At 39.0% G+C, this 20240-nt stretch carries 15 protein-coding genes; 10 read left to right on the forward strand and 5 right to left on the reverse strand.

The window, feature by feature from the left end; all coding sequences use genetic code 11:
- Nucleotides 1–218 precede the first annotated feature (218 nt).
- The 4 genes from ACIQ7N_RS06555 to ACIQ7N_RS06570 are packed head-to-tail and all read left to right on the forward strand — an operon-like array spanning nt 219 to nt 3736.
- A complete protein-coding gene (locus tag ACIQ7N_RS06555) occupies nt 219–950 on the forward strand; it encodes a GTP cyclohydrolase II (protein WP_402930984.1) in 732 nt (243 codons plus the stop codon).
- Between the two features lie 14 nt (nt 951–964).
- A complete protein-coding gene (gene ribD, locus ACIQ7N_RS06560; protein WP_402930985.1) occupies nt 965–2074 on the forward strand; it encodes a bifunctional diaminohydroxyphosphoribosylaminopyrimidine deaminase/5-amino-6-(5-phosphoribosylamino)uracil reductase RibD in 1110 nt (369 codons plus the stop codon).
- A complete protein-coding gene (locus ACIQ7N_RS06565; RefSeq protein ID WP_402930987.1) occupies nt 2071–3156 on the forward strand; it encodes an FAD-dependent monooxygenase in 1086 nt (361 codons plus the stop codon). The genes ribD and ACIQ7N_RS06565 overlap by 4 nt, the downstream gene beginning before the upstream one ends.
- Nucleotides 3157–3172: 16 nt before the next feature.
- A complete protein-coding gene (locus tag ACIQ7N_RS06570) occupies nt 3173–3736 on the forward strand; it encodes a 5' nucleotidase, NT5C type (protein WP_402930989.1) in 564 nt (187 codons plus the stop codon).
- Between the two features lie 378 nt (nt 3737–4114).
- On the opposite strand, the gene ACIQ7N_RS06575 is transcribed toward ACIQ7N_RS06570, so the two are convergent.
- The 5 genes from ACIQ7N_RS06575 to ACIQ7N_RS06595 form a co-directional block, all read right to left on the reverse strand.
- Nucleotides 4115–4882 (reverse strand): IclR family transcriptional regulator, encoded by a 768-nt coding sequence (locus ACIQ7N_RS06575; RefSeq protein WP_402930991.1) that lies wholly within the window; start codon nt 4880–4882, stop codon nt 4115–4117.
- A gap of 87 nt (nt 4883–4969) precedes the next feature.
- A complete protein-coding gene (locus ACIQ7N_RS06580) occupies nt 4970–6112 on the reverse strand; it encodes a CaiB/BaiF CoA transferase family protein (protein ID WP_402930992.1) in 1143 nt (380 codons plus the stop codon).
- A gap of 20 nt (nt 6113–6132) precedes the next feature.
- Nucleotides 6133–6939: an enoyl-CoA hydratase/isomerase family protein gene (locus tag ACIQ7N_RS06585; protein WP_402930993.1), complete on the reverse strand. Its 807-nt coding sequence runs from the start codon at nt 6937–6939 to the stop codon at nt 6133–6135.
- Nucleotides 6940–6999: 60 nt separating this feature from the next.
- A complete protein-coding gene (locus ACIQ7N_RS06590) occupies nt 7000–8073 on the reverse strand; it encodes an acyl-CoA dehydrogenase family protein (RefSeq protein WP_402930995.1) in 1074 nt (357 codons plus the stop codon).
- Complete coding sequence (locus tag ACIQ7N_RS06595; protein ID WP_402930997.1) at nt 8070–9224, reverse strand: acyl-CoA dehydrogenase family protein; 1155 nt, start codon at nt 9222–9224, stop codon at nt 8070–8072. Before ACIQ7N_RS06595 ends, ACIQ7N_RS06590 begins: the two co-directional genes overlap by 4 nt.
- 358 nt (nt 9225–9582) lie before the next feature.
- On the opposite strand from ACIQ7N_RS06595, the gene rpoN reads away from it, so the two are divergent.
- The 6 genes from rpoN (at nt 9583) to ACIQ7N_RS06625 (ending at nt 20219) form a co-directional block, all read left to right on the forward strand.
- Nucleotides 9583–10920 (forward strand): RNA polymerase factor sigma-54, encoded by a 1338-nt coding sequence (gene rpoN, locus ACIQ7N_RS06600; protein WP_402930998.1) that lies wholly within the window; start codon nt 9583–9585, stop codon nt 10918–10920.
- 545 nt (nt 10921–11465) lie between these two features.
- Complete coding sequence (locus ACIQ7N_RS06605; protein ID WP_402931000.1) at nt 11466–12881, forward strand: amino acid permease; 1416 nt, start codon at nt 11466–11468, stop codon at nt 12879–12881.
- Between the two features lie 149 nt (nt 12882–13030).
- Complete coding sequence (locus ACIQ7N_RS06610) at nt 13031–14677, forward strand: sigma-54 interaction domain-containing protein (protein WP_402931001.1); 1647 nt, start codon at nt 13031–13033, stop codon at nt 14675–14677.
- Between the two features lie 510 nt (nt 14678–15187).
- Nucleotides 15188–16516 (forward strand): aminotransferase family protein, encoded by a 1329-nt coding sequence (locus ACIQ7N_RS06615; RefSeq protein ID WP_402931003.1) that lies wholly within the window; start codon nt 15188–15190, stop codon nt 16514–16516.
- 36 nt (nt 16517–16552) lie between these two features.
- A complete protein-coding gene (locus tag ACIQ7N_RS06620; RefSeq protein WP_402931005.1) occupies nt 16553–17950 on the forward strand; it encodes an aldehyde dehydrogenase family protein in 1398 nt (465 codons plus the stop codon).
- A 244-nt stretch (nt 17951–18194) separates the two neighbouring features.
- A complete protein-coding gene (locus ACIQ7N_RS06625) occupies nt 18195–20219 on the forward strand; it encodes a hydantoinase/oxoprolinase family protein (protein ID WP_402931007.1) in 2025 nt (674 codons plus the stop codon).
- Nucleotides 20220–20240 lie beyond the last annotated feature (21 nt).

Genomic DNA, 20240 nt, shown 5'->3' on the forward strand with positions numbered 1-20240 from the left:
AGACTAGCCTGCACAGAAAAAATAGCATCTCCATAAGCTAGTAGTATATGATAAAAACGTAATATAGCAGTTTTTTGTTTTTTAATAGAGTAAGAGCTGGAGTTTGACAGCCGTTAGTTATTATTATAAACTAAGTTACGTTATGTAAGCTATATAAAAATACAAGTGCTCAGTTAGTTTGTTTTGCTAGCTGTTAACATTAGAAGGTTGGAGAAAATATGACAATTACTACTAAAGTTTTAGATATAGTGAAAGACAAAATGACGATCGTAAAGCAATCACAAACTGAAAGTATTTGCCTAGTTGGTCCAGTAAAATTACCGGTAAAACAGGGTGAATTTTCAGCGACATTTCAATGGTATAACTGGTTAAAAGTAGGAGCCAATCAGTCAAAAGAGGAAATTATTGATGGGTTAGCATCTGCAAATTTAGCTTTTTTACAACAGTCATCAGTGCTTGTTTATGGAGATTTTACACATGCTGAAGATGCTTTAATTCGCATGCATAGCATTTGTCATACAGGTGATATTTTTGGAAGCCAACGCTGTGACTGTGGTTATCAATTACATGAATCGATGAAAATGATTGTGAAGCATGGTTGTGGGGCTATTTTCTACTTAGCTGATCATGAAGGTCGTGGCATCGGATTGTTCTCGAAATCGCTTGCTTATTTATTACAAGAAGAGGGGTTAGATACGGTCGAAGCAAACCATGCTCTCGGCTTCCCAGATGATACTCGTTCTTACGAAGATGCCATTACTGTGTTAGCTGCACTTCGTTCGAAACCAGTTACACTCATTACCAATAATCCGAAGAAGCTTGCCGCATTACAGGCACATGGTTTAGCAGCAGAAGGACATGTACCATTATGGGGAGGATTAACGGAGACAAATCGTTTTTATTTAGACACGAAAGTAGAGAAATCTGGACATTTGCGCGAAGAGATCTGAGTGGAGGAACGAAGATGACAACAGATGAAAAATATATGCAGTTAGCTCTTGATTTAGCCGCTAGTGCAAAAGGAAATACAAACCCTAATCCACTAGTAGGGGCTGTAATCGTCAAAGACGGTGTAATTGTTGGAACAGGTTTACACAGAAAAGCAGGGGAACCACATGCAGAGGTGCATGCATTCCGTATGGCTGGAGAACATGCTAAAGGTGCGACACTTTATGTAACACTTGAGCCATGCTCGCATTACGGAAAAACACCTCCTTGTGCAAATTTAGTGAAGGAATCAGCAGTTAGTCGAGTGGTTGTAGCTATGCAAGATCCAAATCCTGCTGTTGCTGGACGTGGTATTCAGCTGTTACGAGATGCGGGTATTGAGGTAGAGGTGGGGGTTTTAGAAGCTAAAGCTCGCCGTTTAAATGAACGTTTTATTCACAATATGCTAACAAAACGACCATTTATTATTTCAAAATATGCGATGACTTTAGATGGAAAAATAGCTGCTCATACAGGACATTCCAAGTGGGTAACTGGTGAGGCAGCGCGTGAGGATGTTCACCGTATTCGACATGAGGTGGATGGTATTTTAGTTGGTGTTGGGACTGTTTTAGCTGACAATCCATCCTTAACAACAAGATTAAAAGAAGCTTACGGAAAAAATCCAGTACGCATTATTATGGATAGTTCCCTTCGTACACCAGCCCATGTTAATGTTCTGAATGTAGAAGAAGCGAAAACAATTATTGTATGTAGTGAGAATGTCGATCAAGAAAAAATAACAGCATTTGAGGACAAAGGCGTGACTGTATTGCCAGTTCGACATGACTCTGAGGGCCTTGTTGTTGACGATATGCTTGAAAAACTATATCAATATGGCATTACGGATATTTTAGTAGAGGGTGGAAGTACGATCAACTCTTCCTTTTTACAGCAAGGTGCTATTAACAAATATGTGATTTATATAGCGCCAAAAATTCTCGGTGGTCGCTTATCATTGACACCGATTGCCGGTCCAAATCCATCTACTATGGATGAAGCATGGGATGTAGAGTTTGCTTCGTTTGAGCAGGTTGGGCAAGATTTACGTATTATTGCCTATCCAAAGATAGGTGAAGGAAAGTGAATTATCAAGCAGATGTTTGTATCGTAGGGGCTGGGCCAGGTGGAGCACTTCTTTCGCACTTACTAGCGAAAAAAGGTCTTTCCGTAATTCTACTGGAACAAAACGCAGCACTTGGGCAGGCATTTCGCGGTGAGCATTTAAATGAGGAGGGTGAGGCTGTTTTAAAAAGTCATCAGCTTTTTGAAGCAGTCGAAGCGCTCGGTTTATTACGTATGGAAAAACTTGAATATTACGCAGACGGTAGAGCAATCAAAACTATTTTCACTGTTGAAGCTGTTGGACATTTAGGAATTCATGTACCGCAAGCAAATCTATTAAAGGGAATTTTACAAGAAACACAGCGTTTTCCTCACTTTTCTTGTTTCTTGAATACGAAGGTAATGAAGCTCTTAGTTGATTCTTTGGGCAGATATACCGGTGTCGTTGCATCAAGAAATGGGGAAAAGATTGAAATTAGTAGTCAGTTAATTATCGGTGCTGACGGCCGTTACTCTACTATTCGAAAGCAAGCGCACATTGAGATTCAAAAGCATAAGCATGGCTTTGATTTATTGTGGGCAAAAATTCCTGCCCCTCATGGATGGGAACCATCGATTAAAATGGCATTAATAGGTGGGAAACAGCTATCCTTATTTACGCAGGTAGGTGGGTTCATTCAAATTGGCTGGAATATTGAACAAGGGAGTTTTCCTCAGCTCAGAAAAAAGGCATTTACTCCATTTATCCAACAGCTTTTAGAACAATTCCCAGAACTATCTGATATTGTAAACGAACATATTAGATCTTGGCAAGATTTTGTCTTGCTTGATGTATTCAGTAGTCATTGTGACTGCTGGGGAACAGAGGGGCTTGCACTATTAGGCGATGCTGTTCACACAATGACACCAACTGGAGCATTCGGGCTCAATAGTGCACTCAAGGATGCAGATTGTCTTGCGTCATTATTAAATAAAAATACGCTTGTTCATTTTAACGTACACGATTTTCAACAAATGCGCGAGCGAGCCATTGAAGAAGTATTAGCGATGCAAATTGAAAAAGAGCAAACATTCGCGACTAACTTCATCAACAAGGCTTCTTGAAGGGAAGAAAAACAACATGAAATTTGGCTTTGATATAGATGACACACTCATAGATTTACGAGCACATGCCTTTAAGCTCTATAATAAAAAACTTGATAAAAATGTTGCACTAGAAGTATTTCAAGCTTTGCAAAGAGTTGAAATTCACGAACCTTTTGGATTAACAGATGCTGAAGGAGCGGCGATGTGGAATAGCTCATTAGAGGAAATTTATTTTACGGATTGTCCTTCTTTCGAGGGAGCACTAGAAACGCTTCAAGCTTTGGCACAGCAGGGGCATGACATTTATTATATTACTTCCCGTCCTAAGCAATATTGTGAGCAAACACAAGCATGGATGAAAGCACAAGGATTTCCAATGACAGAAGGTCATTTTTTCTGCGGAATGCAAGATACTGAGAAAGTGGCGATCATCAAAGAGCTAGCTTTAGATGTTTATGTAGATGATAAACCAGCTGTATTAGAAACACTGCAAGATGTGAAGACAAAAGTAATTTTAAAAAATCAATCCTATAACAAGCATGTTGAACTACCACGCTTAAGTCATTGGGAGGATTTCTTGGGATTAGTAAATAATTAACTTATCACCATAACGTGTAGTTGATTTCCGTTCCGACTGGGCGCTTTGTGCTGACGCTTCGCTTTCGCACAGAGCAAAGCTTCCTAGGGGCGTTCGATGAGCCGCTTCGCTTCGCTGCAGGGTCTCGGGCCAACACGATGTTGGTCACGAAGGCGTTATCACAGGATGTGATGCTTTTAGCCTTCGTTCCTCTATTGCTGATCCCCAAGGAGTCGCCCAGTCTCCACTCCAATCAACTAATATTTACTTGAAAAAATAGTATCGGTGACTTTGGTGCTAAGTCGATAAAATGTTAAAAAGGAGAGTGCGTTAATAAACGCTGCTCTCCTTTTTGAGTCGCTCAAATGCATATTACCATCACTTTATTCTTTGTTTCGATTAATACAATTGTTTTTCGATTTCTAATGCAACAGCTTGAATAGTGTCAATTAATAAATTTTCATCATAGTCACTATAGCGTACTTCTGGTATAACAAGTGACACGGATGCAATGATTTGGTTGGAAGCATTTAAAATCGGTGCAGATACAGAGCATGCTCCGCGCACACGTTCGCTATTACTTTTCGCAAACCGTTGTAAACGGATCTGCTTTAATTCCGTTAACAGCTGCTCTTTTGAAAGTATAGTATTATCAGTGATACATTCAAGACTTATATTCTCTACATATTCTTCAACATTCGGCATAAATGCGAGCAATATTTTAGATGATGCACCTGCATAAAGGGGAGAGGTGTCACCTACAAACATTTTCGTTGAAAGCGGATATGTTGAATCAAAGTTTAAAATACATCGTCTTTCCAATCCATCAATAATATTCATGGAAACACTTTCGCCGATTTCTTCGTTTAGCTTTTTTAAAATAGGTTCTGCGACAATAATAAGACTTGATTCTTCTTTTACTAAATTGCCTAAATACAGAAGTGAATGACCTAATTGATAGCGCTTTGTACGTTCATCTTTGTGAAGAAAGCCTTCGTACACAAAGGTAGAAACGAAGCGCTGTAAACTCGAAATGCTGATCCCTGTTTTTTTACTTAGCTCAGTTAGGGAAAGGCTTGGTTCATCTTTTGAGAAAGCTTTTAACACTTTAATAGCTTTGTGCAGCGATGACATTGTATAGTTTTTTTCGAAAATCTCCTGATTCATCCCGTCACCTACGTAATAAAATTTTCTTCGACATCTGCCGGAGGATTTATCTTCTTAAATATATGTTACCTATATTATAGCGCAATTTTATTTTTGTAGAGAGGACTTTTGGAATTGGTTTGTGTGTTCTCCAAGTATTGGTGGTGCTAATTTATATTGAATATCTAAATCAGAGAACTTTAACGGGCTTTTGATGAATCTAATTGTCCCATATTGTTCGTGCTCTATTTCACCTATCATGTCTCGTGCCATAAATTGCGGTTGTGCTAGTGCCTCAGCAATTGTGTTCACACGTCCACCTGGAATTTTGTATTGTTGTAATAAGGTAATCCATTCATCCCGTGTTTTTGTCATAGTAATGTCAGTAATCTTCCGAACAAGCTCCGCTTCATGTTGCTTGCGCATCGTATTCGTTAAAAAGCGTGGATCATTGGCCCATTCCTCACGTTGCAACAGCGTGCAAAACTTTTTAAATTGTCCATCTGTGCCAACGCAAATCATTAAGGGGCCATCCGCACAGTTAAATACTTGATAGGGCGCAACATTATTATGACGATTACCGAGACGTTCTGAAATAAAACCTGTATTTAAATAAGCACTCGCTACATTCGCTAAGCTACTCATCTGAACGTCTAATAATGCTAAGTCAATAAATTGCCCTCTATTTGTTTGATCACGCATTCGTAAAGCGGCTAAAATACTAATGACGACATAGTTAGAGGTTAAAATATCTGCAATAGGAACACCAACTTTTGTCGCTTCTCCATCAGGTGAGCCTGTAACATGCATTAAACCACTCATCGCTTGAATTACTGGATCGAAGCCTGGTTCGTGTGCGAGAGGACCCGTTTGACCGAATCCTGTAACTGCACAATAGATGATTCTAGGATTCACTTTGCTTAATTCCTCATAGCTGAGACCCATTCGCTCCATGTCACCCGTTTTAAAATTTTCGAGGACGACATCAGCATCTTTGACAAGTTCTTTAAATTTTTCTCTGTCCTTCATCGTCTTTAAATCTAATGTGATCGATTTTTTATTGCGATTGGCACATAAATAATACGTACTTTGGCCATTTACAAATGGTCCCCAATCCCGCATACTATCAGAACCATTTGGATGTTCTATACGAATTACTTCTGCCCCTAAATCTGCCAACATCATAGAGCCAGCAGGGGCAGCATAAATGCGAGATAAATCTAATACTCGAATATTTTCAAGAGGTTGCATTGTTCGTCCTCCTAAACACGTCATTTATAAATAGGCTTACGTTTTTCTACAACTGCGTTCACACCCTCTTTAAAATCATCTAGCTCTGTAACAATAGCCATTTGGGATGAAATGTAATCAAGGGCACTACGTAAATCCATTCGTTGACTTTGATATACAGCACGCTTTATAAATTGCAATGTCGTAGTTGGACGACTAGCTAATTCCTTTGCATAATTCAATGTGTATTCGTCAAGCTCATGGTCTTCTACAACAAATGTCACAACACCTTTGTCTCTTGCTTCATCAGCAGTTAATACACGAGCTGTCCAGAACATGTCCAAGGCTTGATCGATGCCGATTAATTTTGGTAAGTAATAAGCACCACCGTCGCCTGGCACGATCGCAACATTAATGTAGCTTTCGGAAATCTTCGTAGATTTTGCGGCAATCCGTATATCGCACATTAAGGCCATATCAAGTCCTGCCCCCATTGCAAATCCATGTACCTGTGCAATAACGGGCTTATCAATTTCTTCAAGAAGAAGGGGAATACGCTGAATCTTTTTCCACAGCGAATTTTTTCGTGCTAATCCTGTAGAAGAGATATCGTCCTCGCTTTGGAAAAATCCTTCCCCAGCTTGCATCGCCTTAATATCCCCTCCAGCGCAGAATGATTTTCCATTACCCTTGACGATGACAACACGAATATCCGCTGAATCACGAACAGTTTCAAGGGCTTCAATCCATTTAGCGATCATCTCTTCACTAAAAGCATTGTACGCCTCAGGTCTATTTAATGTAATTGTAGCAACATGGTCTTGCACTTCAAAAAGTAAATCAGTCATTGATAACACTCCTTATCATGTCATTAGTAGTTTGTCACAAATTAATGTTGGTCATTGGCCTTAACCTTCTACTTTGAGCAGTGGGGAGCTTGCGCTACTTGAAGTTAAATATCCCCATAGACTATCTCCGCTATTTAGTAGCTGTGTTGCTACTAAATTAGTCCAATAAGAGGTGCTAGCCCCTTCGTCGCGCCATGACCAAAGTCTGCGTGTAAATTGATGCAAACTATGCTCGTGTGTCGTACCAATTGCAGCGTGTACTTGATGCGCAATTGTTGTCACTGCTTGGATAATTTCTTCGAAACGAATGCAGGCGTAAGCAACCTCACTACTTTGATTGTTCTTCAGAAGTGCTTCCGTTACATTATTAAATGCAGCTAGAGCAATCGCTGTTTCACCTGCTAAATGTACAATATGCTGCTGAACGAGCTGGAAGCGATGAATCGGTCGACCGAATTGCTCACGTTCTTTCGTATATTGAACAGTTAAATCATTTATTTTATCGACGGCACCAGTCATCAGTGCTAATTGAAAAGCAGTATTGAGTGTTGTTATAGCGTGTATCTGATCAGGAGATAACACAGCAGATACTTGTGAAACTTTAGCATGATGGAATTTCACGGTATCACGTGGTTCGCCTGCTAAATTTGATCCTAGTTTAATTTCAGCTTGGCTTAAATCGATTTCTACAAGATGAGTACCTTCCGTGCTATAGGCAAGTGTCACTAGACGTTTTGTATGACGTGCCCAAGGGATTTGGATCGCCTCTCCCGTTAATTTGCCATTCTCTAACGTAAAGGCTTGGTTAGGGTTGAGCATATACGTCGCCAAGTCTTCAATTACTTGTAAACTAGTAAACTCTAATAAATAATTTGCAAAAGTTGTTTCTGCAAATGGGATTGGTGCGGCGTATTTTCCAGTTAAACGAACAATATTCAATAAATCCTCTATATCGCCACCTGCACCGCCATTTTCTTCTGTAATGGCTACTGCTGTCATACCGTTTTCTTTAAACAAATCCCATAGTTCTGGTGCCCAATGACCTTGTTCCACCGTATCGACTAACTCTTTATCGACTTTTTCTTTTAACATGCGCTCTACAACATTAAGAATCATATCTTTCATTTCACTCATTGTGCTACAACCCCTTTCGCTACAACGCCATACAGCACCTCTGAAGTTCCTCCTCGGATTGTGAAACCTGGTGCATGTAAAATGGATTCAGCCATAAAGCGATCAATTTTACGATGTGCGTCAAGAGTAGGATAAGTCTGTACGATTAAGCGTGTAATTTCAGGAATACTTTGCTCAAATTTTGTACCGAGTGCTTTCACAAGTGCTGCAGGAATAGATACGTCTTCACCATTACCAGATTCTAAAAGCTGGGCTACGCCAATTGACAAATTACGGAGGCCCCAAAGACGAGCTATTATTTTAGACGCTTGCTGTAACCCTTCTAAATTTTTTTGGCGCTTTAACTCTTGAATAAGTTCATCGATTAATGGGAAAGTGCTTAAAATTCGTTCTGGACCACTGCGCTCAAAGGCAAGCTCTGCTAATCCTTGAGCCCAGCCGTTACCGATTTCCCCTACAACCATATTGTCAGGTACAAAAACATTGTCAAAGAATACTTCGTTGTAATGATGCTCTCCGGTTAAAAATTTAATTGGAACAACCGTTACACCTTCCGCATGTAAATCAACAATCAATTGACTAAGCCCTGCATGTTTGCTTTTTCCATCAAAAGGACTAGTCCGTACTAAAGTCACCATATAGTGGCAAAGGTGTGCATTACTCGTCCATATTTTTTGACCGTTGACAATCCATCCACCCTCTACTTTTTCAGCACGTGTGCTAACCGAAGCGAGGTCGGATCCACTATTTGGTTCACTTAAACCTATGCCGAAGTAGCATTCGCCTTTCACAATTTTCGGTAAGAAATATTCTCGCTGCTCTTCTGTTCCATACCGTAAAAGAAGTGGGCCTGTTTGGCGATCAGCAAACCAATGTGCAGCAACTGGAGCACCAACAGCTAAAAATTCTTCCGTTAAAATGTATCGATCAATAGTACTCCTCTCTTGGCCACCATATTTTTTAGGCCAAGTTAAGCCAATCCAACCTTTTTGACCAATTAATTTAGAGAATTCAGGATTATCTCCACTAAGCCAAGAGTCACATTTAGGCGTGAAAGTTCCTTTTGCTAATTCATCCTGTAGAAACGTTCGCACATCTAAGCGGAATTGCTCCTGCTCTTGTGTAAATTGCACAGTTGGTACATGAAACATTTGATCACTCCTTATTTTTTACCGTAATGTGGTAACTGTTATTGTATATGTGTATTTTAAGGTGACTTATAACTGCAGTCAATTACTTTTTTGGAATTATTAGAAAATTTAATGTGTAGAGTAAGGAGGCTCGTAGTTTATCACCAAAACGTGGGGGTGATATTCGTTACGCCTGAGCGCTTTGAGATGTCGCTTCGCTTTCGCACAGAGCAAAGCTTCCTAGGTGCATCCGATGAGTTACTTCGGCAAAAAAGGATGTTGGCTACGCTTTAATCCAGAAAAATGTTTGAAGAAAAAATGGAAAAAGAGAGAATAAACATGTTACTATGTAGAAAATTACGCGATGGAGGTATGGGGTATGCAAATAGCTATCAAAACTTCCCAAAAAATAATGCAAGTGTTATCACCTCAGCTAGTACAGCATTTAGAAATACTGCAATATTCAACAAATGAATTAGAACAGTATATTTATAATAAGGCTTACGAAAATCCACTGTTAGTTGTCACTGATGCGACGGTGAAAATGCAATATGAGGAAATTATGCAATATGCAAGTTATTCTGATAAGAGTTATTCTGCGCAATATTATGCACCGCAACATCATTTATTTAATCCCATTGAGATGAAGTTTGCAGCAAAAGAGAGCTATGAGCAGTTTTTATTGGAACAAGTACCTATGCATAAAAATCTATCTACTGTAGATTTAAAAATCTTAACGTTTTTAATTCAATCATTAGATGAACGTCTATTTTTAGATGTTGATGTAGAAATCGTCGCAAATAAGTGTAATACAAATGTTTTGCATGTAGAGGCGCTATTGGACTTACTTCAAACTTTCGAGCCAATAGGAGTAGGGGCACGTAATTATAAGGAGTATTTACTCATTCAGGTAGACAGTGATGCGCTAGCACCGAAATTAGCCTCTCGCTTGATCGAAGAGGATTTAGAGCTAGTGGCCGCCCATGCTATTAAACAATTAAGTAAAAAGTATAAGACGTCTCTTTATGACGTGAAGAAAACTGTTAACTATATAAAAAATTTAAAACCAGTGATGACAGGAGATAAATTTGAAGCGATTCCATATGTCATTCCAGAAATCGAAGTAGAAAAATTCGGAGAGGAATGGATGATAAAATTAAATCGCGGATATTTACCAAGCGTCACTATCGATAAACATTATGTTGAAATGCTAAAGAATGATCCTAACTGTAAAACCTATTTTAAAACCACAATGAAAGATGCACTTTTATTATTACAAGGGATCGAACAACGTGATAAAACACTGTACGAATTAGCTAGATTGCTAGTGGAATTGCAAGAAGATTTTTTTCATAAAGGCATTGAGGCATTAAAGCCTATGCGGTTAAAAGATGTAGCTGACACTTTAAGTTTACATGTATCAACGATTAGTCGGGCAGTACGTGGAAAATATATAAAAACTGCCCATGGCGTATATGCTTTACAATCGTTATTTACAAAAGGAGTAATGAATATTTCTGGAAAGATGGATTCTATTATGTATATTAAAAAGCGGCTCAAGCAGTTGATTGAAACAGAGGATAAACAACAGCCATTAACGGATCAACAGCTTACAAATACTTTAAGTGCTGAAGGTATCCAAATATCCAGACGGACAGTAGCGAAGTACAGGGAAGAGATGAATATTATGAGTTCATTTAATCGTGTATATGGTTAAATGATGTAAATGAACTGTTAATGATGTATTTTTGCATCGAATTTGTAATATAGCATATGAAAACACTTGGCGCTAAAAAAAGCCTTATCACTCAAATTAAGGGTCGCTGAAAAAGAAAGTTAAAACGTATATCTTGTATGGGTTGAATGGAGTGAAGGCTGGGCGACTCCTTGGGGATCAGCGTCACAGAAGACCCTGGAGCGAGCACATAGGAGAACAAAGGCTAAAACCATCACGTCCTGTGATAACGCCTTCGGACCAACATCTTGTTGGCCCAAACGGCTCATCGGACGCCCCTAGGAACCTTTGCTTTGTGCAAAAGCGAAGCGACAGCAAAAAAAGCCCAGCCGGAACGGAAATCAACTTCACGCTATGCTAAAATCGCTGAGTTAGAAAAATATTAGCAATAATAGCTGTACAGATTAAAAAATTCGAAATTTTTAATAATTTAATGGATTTGGCATCAAAATTGCTCATTAAACGATAGACATTGAAGTATAGAAAAGAGGCTAGTAAATGTCTACATAACACAAAGGGGTGGTTTAATGGGGGCTTTGCAAAAATCATTGAAAACACGACATATTACAATGATCTCCATTGGAGGGGTTATTGGTACAGGGCTCTTCGTAGGGACAGGAAAAAATATTTTAAGTACTGGTCCTGCGGCGGTGATTTCCTATGCGATTGCATGCATGCTTATAGTTCTGATCATGCAAATGGTTGGGGAAATGGCATCAGGAGAAATAGTATTAGGAAAGAAATCAGGTGGTTCGGCAGAGCTAGGCTCATTTGCTTCTTATGCAGGGAAGTATATTGGTCCATGGGCAGGGTTTACAGTAGGGTGGCTTTATTGGGCAAGCTGGGTATTTATTGTGGGGTTAGAAGCGGCACTCATAGGGGGAATGCTGCATAATTGGTTCCCGATGATACCAACATGGCTCGGAAGCGTAGGCATAACATTATTGATGACAATTGTTAATATTTATTCAGTAAAATCATTTGGTGAATTTGAATATTGGCTATCCTTCGTTAAAGTTACTGCAATTATTGTATTTTTAGTTGTTGGTATAGCTATGATTTTAGGAATTTGGCCAAATTATGAACCGAAGGGGTTAGGAATATTAACGGAATTCGGTGGATTTGCTCCGAATGGTATTGTCCCGATTTTTACGGCCATTGTCTTTGTTATATTTTCAATTTGTGGTGCTGAGGTTGCAGCCATTGCGGCAGCAGAGTCTGAAAATCCAGCGAGAAATATTGTCCGCGCCATTCGCAACGTTGTCTTTCGATTAGGGTTATTTTTTGTAGGCTCAGTAGCTATTATGGTTTTAATCATCCCTTGGAACGATTCGAAAGTATTAGCAGCGCCTTATGCAAATATATTAACGATGGCAGGTCTTCCAATTGCTGCTCAACTTATTCAAATCGTCATTTTTATTTCACTAATCTCTGTGTTAAATTCAGCTCTTTATACAAGCTCACGTATGCTACTTGAAATGTCGCGTCAAGGGGATGCACCAAAAATATTCTCGCAAATTAAAAATCGTCGAGGTGTGCCTGTACCAGCTGTTATTGGTAGTACAGTAGTAGCCTATATTTGTGCGATGCTATACTTCATTTCACCAGAAGTTATTTTCTACTTTTTAGGTAATTGTGTTGGAGGATTAATGATTGCAGTTTATATTTTTATTGCGATTTCACAAATTCGTTTCCGACGTTATTACGATAAAGTTTCTGATGAGCCATTAGCGATTAGAATGTGGTTATTTCCATATTTGTCGTATGTGACAATTGGTATTTTAACAGTCGTCTATTTATGCCAAGCGCTCATCGAATCTTTACGTTCACAATTCTATTTGAGTACATTTGTATTAATTGGCTCAGTGGTGTTGTTCATGATTATGCGAAAGCTGACGACAAGGCCAGCGGAGCAAATAGAGGAAAAGCTAGCCTCAGAGTAGAATACTATAAAATACAAAAAATTCGCGCTATTCCTGCGAGATATCAAGCCAAAGGAAACTTTTATACCTTTTAGGCTTCCAGATGCCCCGTAGAAAGAGCGAATTTTTTTGTATGAAAAGCCTTTAACGTTCAAGAGGGAGTGATCTAGATGTCGATAACTCAATTACATAAAGAGGAGCATTTTTTTATTGTAAAAAATGATGAGGTAATGATTAAAAGTGATATCCAAATAGAGCTTCTTGAAAAAATAATAAAAAAATATAGTAAAGGAATAGAAACCTTTGATGTAGAAGGTTATTGTATTCATGTAATAGAGACTTCACAAGGTAGCTTATTCCATGTCAAACCATCCATGCAGTATAGCTATATAGACTTTATGAACCCATTGTCAATTAAAGTTTTAAACTCCATATCCGATGGCGTTACAGTCTGTGATAGCGATGGTAAAATTATATTTCAAAATGATATAGATATTGAAATTGTGGGCATTGATTTAATGGGGAGATATGCAAAAGACGTCATTGCTGAAGGATTAATGAGTGATTCCATTTCGATGAAAGTCATTGAATCAAAAGAAAAAGTAACGATTTTGCAGACGTTCATTAATGGCAAATGCTTTTTAGTTTCTGGAAAGCCGATATTTGATGAATACGGTGAATTACAATATGTAGTTGCAATTACTCGTGATATGACACAATTAAAGCTGTTAGAGAAAGAAGTAAAAAAATTAGAAGTTCAAAACGAGAACTTTAAAAATAAACTACATGCCTTACATAATAAAGAAAACACAAAAAGTAGTTTAATCGCTGTATCTTCAGCAATGATGCAGGTTGTAGAACGTGTTATGAGAGTTGCAGAGGTAGATTCTACTGTATTAATTGGTGGTGAATCGGGCGTAGGTAAAGAAGAGATAACAAAGCTTATTCACGCAAATAGCCGCCGTCATAATAAGCAAATTTTAACGATTAACTGTAGTGCAATCCCAGAGAATTTATTAGAATCTGAACTTTTCGGCTATGAAGCTGGAGCCTTTACGGGAGCGTCAAGAGGTGGTAAGGCAGGGTTATTTGAGATTGCGTCAAGTGGCACAGTGTTTTTAGATGAAATTGGAGAGATGCCCTTGCTACTACAGGCGAAATTATTACGTGTGCTCCAAGAATCAGAGGTACAGCGTCTAGGAAGCGGAAAGCCTATTCCGATCGATGTACGCATTATTGCTGCGACAAATCGCAATCTAGCGGAGATGGTGAGGCAAGGTGATTTTCGTGAGGATTTATATTATCGTTTAAATATTATACCTATTGAAATTCCTCCTTTAAGACAACGTCGCCAAGATATCATTCCATTAGTCAACCACTTTTTGGCTATTATTGAAGATAGATATGGGATCCATCGGACAATTGAGTCATCGGCAATGAAAATATTAGAATCTTATGATTGGCCAGGCAATGTACGTCAACTTAAAAACATGGTGGAGCGTATTTGCTTACTAGCAACGCAGCCAGAAATAACCGCGTTTATTGTGCAACAAGAGCTAGATAGTAACCTACCTATTACACGTGATTTAGAAAATCCACTAGAAATACAAAGCATTCAGGAACAGGTTGTAACTCCGAGGTTTAGTGGTACTTTAAAGGAGCAAGTAGCTGGGTTTGAAAAGCAGATTATTAAAGAAGCTCTATCTAACTATCCAAGTATTAGGCAAGCTGCTAAATCACTTGGATGTGATCAGTCAACATTAGTACGTAAAATACAAAAGTTCCAATTAACGAAACAAATTTCATATGAAGATTAGTGATGTATTTTTGCATCAAAATTTCATTCATGCAAAAAAACTGTAATATTGCAATACGCACTGATTCATATAAAGAAAATGATGAAAGGCATCATTAATATTTTAATAGATTGAAAAGGGGCATTTTCATAACAGAAAACGCCTCTTTTTCATTTGTTGTATTTGTTGTGAAGTAACTAATAGAAAAAAATGCTGCTTTTTCATGGCGTGGGGTTGATTTCCGTTCTGATTGGGCGCTTTGTTGTTGCTGTCGCTACGTTACACTACGCTTTCGCACAGAGCAAAGCTTCCTGGGGGCGTCCGATGAGCGGCTTCACTCGCGTTCCTCCATTGCTGATCCCCAAGGAGTCGCCCAAATTTCACTCCAATCGACTTATATAAAAATCAATTCCTTTTCTTTTAGAAATGAGTCAAAAAAATTACAATGCCTTAAGGAATTTTTTTTCAGTTGGCATGAGAATTGCTATTAAAATTGTGTATGAAATTTTAAACGAAAAGAGGTTGGCATTTATGACAATTCAACTAAAAGAAGAGTTAAAAACGTTAGATCAAAAACATTTTCTACACCCAACAACGTCGATTGAGCAACAACAAACACAAGGGCCAGCAGTCATTTTTACAGAGGGCAATGGCATTTATTTAAAAGATATAGAAGGAAATATCTTCATTGATGGGATGTCTTCTTTATGGAATGTAAATATTGGGCATGGTCGTAAAGAGATTGCCGAAGTGGCGAAGGAGCAAATATCTACATTAGCATTTAGTTCCTGCTTCGCTTCTTTTAGCAATGAACCGGCTATTCGGTTAGCGACGAAAATTGCTTCTTTAACTCCTGGAGACTTAAACACTGTATTTTTCACTTCTGGCGGCTCAGAGTCGAACGATACAGCGATTAAATTAGCACGTCATTACTGGTTACTAAAGGGACAGCCAGAGCGTCAAAAAATTATTTCACGTACCCATTCATACCATGGTGTCGCAATGGGTGCTACAAATGCGACAGGCTTACAGGCATTTCGTGACTTTACGAATTCGCACGCACCTGATTTCCACTATGTATATAGCGAGTCCGTACGTAATTTACGTGAAACGATTGAAGCGTTAGGCCCTGAGACTGTGGCAGCATTTATTTCTGAACCAGTACAAGGTGCAGGTGGGGTTAATATTCCACAAAAAGATTATTTTAAAGAAGTGCGAAAAATTTGTGATGAGTACGGTATTTTATTCATTGCAGATGAAGTTATTACCGGGTTTGGTCGTACAGGGAAATTTTTCGGTATGGAACATTACGGGGTAGTGCCAGATATGATGTCATTCGCTAAAGGAGTATCGAGTGGTTATGTTCAACTTGGTGGTGTGGCAATATCCGAAACAATTCATCAAGATTTATGTGAGCTTTCTAAAGGAACATTAATGCACGGATATACTTACAGCGGCCATGCACTCGCTTGTCAAGTTGGATTAAAAAATATAGAAATTCTTGAGCGCGAAAATCTCGTTGAAAATGCTGCAAACATGGGCGATGCCATGTTAAAAGGATTCCGAGCACTGCAAGAAAAATATAGCTTTATCGGACGCGTGCGAACGCTTGGATTACTTGGAGCCATTGAATTAGTAAAGAGCCGTGAGACGGGTGAATTGTTTGAGTCTCCTCTTAGTCCCATTTTTGTACAAGAAACGATGAAACGAGGATTGATTTTACGAACAGTTACGTATGATCAAGATACAGTTGTCTTTTCTCCACCTCTCATTCTATCAAAAGTAGAGCTTGATGAAATGTTACGTATTTTAGACGAGACATTTGAGCATATACGTAAAACAATTGTTGAAAAAGATTAAGTCAATGAAGCGATCATTATTTTAAGGAGGGGTTTTATGACAACTATCGTTAGGGAAATACGAAAACAGTTTAATCCAGCGAAACCATCTCAATGTATAGGCCAAGTTGAACTTTTGACAATAGATGAAACGAAAGATGTAGTCATTGCAGCTCAGGAAGCATTTGAAGGTTGGAAAAATACGTCTTCTGTTGCGCGTGGAGAAATTTTACGCGTGACAGCAGACTTACTTGAGAAAAATATTAATAGAGTAGCTGAAATAGCTTCGAGTGAAATGGGTAAAACGAAACATGAAATGCTTGGTGAAGTGAAGCGTGGCGCTTCCATTTTACGTTATTTTGCACAGGAAGGGATGCGGGCAACAGGGGAAGTGTTACCTTCTGCCAATGAAGCGAAATTATTGTACACAATGCGAGTACCACTTGGTGTCGTTGCTGCCATAACGCCTTGGAATTTCCCTGTCGCTATTCCTCTATGGAAAATTGCACCGGCATTAGTGTACGGCAATACGGTTGTTTGGAAGCCTTCTATTGAAAGCGCTTTAACTGGTGAATTAATAGGAGAATTATTTCAACAAGCAGGTTTACCAAAAAACGTGTTAAATATCGTGCAAGGCCGTGGTTCAAAGGTTGGGCAAGTATTATTGGAGGCATCTGAAGTAAAAGCGATTACATTTACAGGTTCAAATAGTGTGGGGCAAAGTATTTTAGATACTGCTGGATCGACTAATAAAAAAATTCAGCTTGAACTTGGCGGGAAAAATGCAGCAATTATTTTAGCTGATGCCAATATTAAGCAAGCTGCAAAATTAACGATTGAAGGTGCGATGAAACAGACTGGACAGCGTTGTACAGCAACTAGTCGCGTTTATATTGAGGAAGCGGTTTATGACAAGGTTGTAGAGCAGTTCATTGAAGAAGCTAAAAAAATTAAAGTTGGTACCACGATGGGGCCTGTGTCATCTAAAGGACAATATGATTCTATATTATCCGCCATCGAGAAAGCAAAAGCTGAGGGAGCAGAGTTAGTGTTTGGCGGAGGCCCTACAAAAGGTATGGCAGAAGGATACTATATTGATCCAACCATCTTTACAAATGTAACCCACGAGATGTCGATTGCCCATGAAGAGATTTTTGGACCAGTTTTAGCTGTCATCAAAGTAAAAGATTATGAAGAAGCGATTCGATTATCGAATGATTCTAATTTTGGATTGAGTGCTTCTATTTATACAAATAACATTCCGAAAGCATTTGATTTTATTAACCGTAGTGAGGTTGGACTTGTACAGGTTAACGATGAAACGGGTGGAGCTGAGCCACAAGCGCCGTTTGGAGGAATGAAAAACTCTAGTACTGGTGCTCGTGAGCAGGGGCAGGCAGCGAAAGAGTTCTTTACAACGTATAAAACAATCACGATTGGCACAAAAAGTGAGTAAAAAGTTAATGTTGAAAAAAATTTAGGATTGCAAACAAAAAAATAGTTGTCACATATGCCTCGGTGTAATGACCCAGATTTTTCTTGAATTGAACGCGATATCATTAAAAAAATCTTGGGCATCCTCTTGAGGCATTAACTTTATCCTCAAAAATATGTTTTGGTGAAAGCAAAGTAACGCGATGTGAACAACCGCAAAGGCGTGTCAGCCTTTTTTAAATTTATAAACGAAAGAAGGTAGAGCAATGGCACAAAGTCGTTTAGCAATTGATGTCGGTGGAACGTTTACGGATGTATTTGTTTTTAATGAAGAGACGGGAGAAGTATTTGTCACAAAAACGTCGTCAACACCTTCAAACCCGGAACAAGGAATACTTAATGGAGTAGCAAAAGCAGAACTAAATGGGAAGGATATTAAAATTTTTTCTCATGGTACAACAGTTGGAACAAATGCGTTAATTGAACGCAAGCTACCAAAAACAGCACTTATTACGACAAAGGGCTTTAGAGATGTCATCGAAATCCGCCGCGGGACGAAAGAAGATATTTGGGATACGTACAAAGATACTGCGAAGCCTTATATTCAACGGCGTGATCGGTTTGAAGTGACAGAACGAATAGATTATGAAGGAAATATTCTTCAAGCCATTGATGAAGAGGAAGTTCGTTTATTAGCAAAAAAATTAAAACGCCGAGGAACAGAATCCATTGCTGTCTGTTTCATCAATGCCTATGTGAACGGGGAAAATGAGGCGAAAGTCAAAGGAATTTTAAAAGAGGAATTACCGGATGTCTATGTTTGTATTTCCAGCGAGGTGCTTCCAGAAATTTTTGAGCATGAGCGTATGAGTACAACTATTATCAATGCTGTTCTTGGACCTATTATGAGTAATTACATTAGTAAGTTAAGCACTGAAATGCAGAAAAAGGGCTATGACGATGAAATATTAGTTTTACATTCTGGTGGCGGTGTTATGACTTCAAGTACAGTGCCCCGCTATGCTGCTAGATTAGCAAGTTCTGGGATAGCTGCTGGGGCAATTGCCAGTAAGCATATCGCGAAGTTATGTGGATTTGACAATGCAATCGGCTTAGATATGGGTGGTACAAGTACCGATATTTCACTGATGTATAAGGGAGATATACGAATTACAAAGGATTGGTCGATTGAATATGGCTACCCAATCGGTTTCCCGAGCATTGAAATAGTAACAATAGGAGCCGGTGGGGGTAGTCTCGCCTGGAAAGATGAAGGCGGTTCTTTACGAAATGGACCACAAAGTGCAGGGGCAGTACCAGGTCCTGCTTGCTATGGCCTAGGAGGCATTGAGCCCACTAACTCAGATGCAAATTTAGTGTTAGGACGTCTTGGTGTCGATTTGTTAGATGGCACTATGCAGTTAAATAAAGAGGCAGCTAGAGAGGCTGTGGAAAAGATTGCGAATGCATTCGATCAAACGGTTGAAGAAGCGGCAAGTGCCATTATTGAAGTTGCAAATGCCAATATGGGTGATGCAGTTCGCTTAATATCAGTACGGAGAGGATATGATCCCCGTGATTTTGCGCTTGTAGCTTTTGGTGGTGCAGGTCCATTACACGGTGCCTATTTGGCAAAAGATTTAAACATTCCAAAAGTCATTATTCCACCGCATCCAGGTGTAGCAGCGGCAATGGGGTGCCTCCTTGTAGATGTACGCCATGATATTTCTAAAACATATGTCAAAAAACTAGATGAAGTAAGTGTAGAGGAACTGACAAATCAATTTAGTGAATTGCGAGAAGAGGCAAGAGAATTATTAGAAGAGGAAGGAATAGCAGAAAACACAATGTCATTAACGAATTATATAGATCTTCGTTATAAAGGACAATGGAGATCTCTAGCTGTTCTCGTATCCGATCAAATCACTTCCCTAGATGCTATTTTGGAAGCGTTCCATCAAGAACATGAACGAGAATTTGCATTTTCGGATATGGAGCAAGCTGTAGAAATATTTGGCTTACGTGTAACGGCTATAGGAACAGTACCAAAGCCTAATTTTCCACAATATGTTCCTGAAGGCTCGTTGGAAGCTGCTTTTAAAGAAACACGTCCTGTTTATTTTGAGGGTAAATTTACTGAAACAAACGTATATAATCGCGATAAAATACCCGTTTATACACAATTTGCTGGTCCGGCCATTATCGATCAGCTAGATACGACAACTGTTATTCCACCAGGGTTTACTGCGGAAGTAGATGCCTATAAAAATATTATTATTACGGTGAACTAATACGCGATAAGGAGGAATTGG

The sequence above is a fragment of the Lysinibacillus sp. NPDC095746 genome, from assembly GCF_044763535.1.
In the GTDB taxonomy this organism is placed as follows: domain Bacteria; phylum Bacillota; class Bacilli; order Bacillales_A; family Planococcaceae; genus Lysinibacillus.

Excerpts from the sequence above, each read along its gene's own strand:
- ACIQ7N_RS06625 (WP_402931007.1), top strand. The coding sequence starts at position 18,195 with ATGGCACAAAGTCGTTTAGCAATTGATGTCGGTGGAACGTTTACGGAT.
- ACIQ7N_RS06620 (WP_402931005.1), top strand. The coding sequence starts at position 16,553 with ATGACAACTATCGTTAGGGAAATACGAAAACAGTTTAATCCAGCGAAA.
- ACIQ7N_RS06585 (WP_402930993.1), bottom strand. The coding sequence starts at position 6,939 with ATGACTGATTTACTTTTTGAAGTGCAAGACCATGTTGCTACAATTACA.
- ACIQ7N_RS06605 (WP_402931000.1), top strand. The coding sequence starts at position 11,466 with ATGGGGGCTTTGCAAAAATCATTGAAAACACGACATATTACAATGATC.
- ACIQ7N_RS06590 (WP_402930995.1), bottom strand. The coding sequence starts at position 8,073 with ATGAGTGAAATGAAAGATATGATTCTTAATGTTGTAGAGCGCATGTTA.
- ACIQ7N_RS06570 (WP_402930989.1), top strand. The coding sequence starts at position 3,173 with ATGAAATTTGGCTTTGATATAGATGACACACTCATAGATTTACGAGCA.
- ACIQ7N_RS06610 (WP_402931001.1), top strand. The coding sequence starts at position 13,031 with ATGTCGATAACTCAATTACATAAAGAGGAGCATTTTTTTATTGTAAAA.
- ACIQ7N_RS06575 (WP_402930991.1), bottom strand. The coding sequence starts at position 4,882 with ATGAATCAGGAGATTTTCGAAAAAAACTATACAATGTCATCGCTGCAC.
- rpoN (WP_402930998.1), top strand. The coding sequence starts at position 9,583 with ATGCAAATAGCTATCAAAACTTCCCAAAAAATAATGCAAGTGTTATCA.
- ACIQ7N_RS06580 (WP_402930992.1), bottom strand. The coding sequence starts at position 6,112 with ATGCAACCTCTTGAAAATATTCGAGTATTAGATTTATCTCGCATTTAT.
- ACIQ7N_RS06555 (WP_402930984.1), top strand. The coding sequence starts at position 219 with ATGACAATTACTACTAAAGTTTTAGATATAGTGAAAGACAAAATGACG.
- ribD (WP_402930985.1), top strand. The coding sequence starts at position 965 with ATGACAACAGATGAAAAATATATGCAGTTAGCTCTTGATTTAGCCGCT.
- ACIQ7N_RS06595 (WP_402930997.1), bottom strand. The coding sequence starts at position 9,224 with ATGTTTCATGTACCAACTGTGCAATTTACACAAGAGCAGGAGCAATTC.
- ACIQ7N_RS06615 (WP_402931003.1), top strand. The coding sequence starts at position 15,188 with ATGACAATTCAACTAAAAGAAGAGTTAAAAACGTTAGATCAAAAACAT.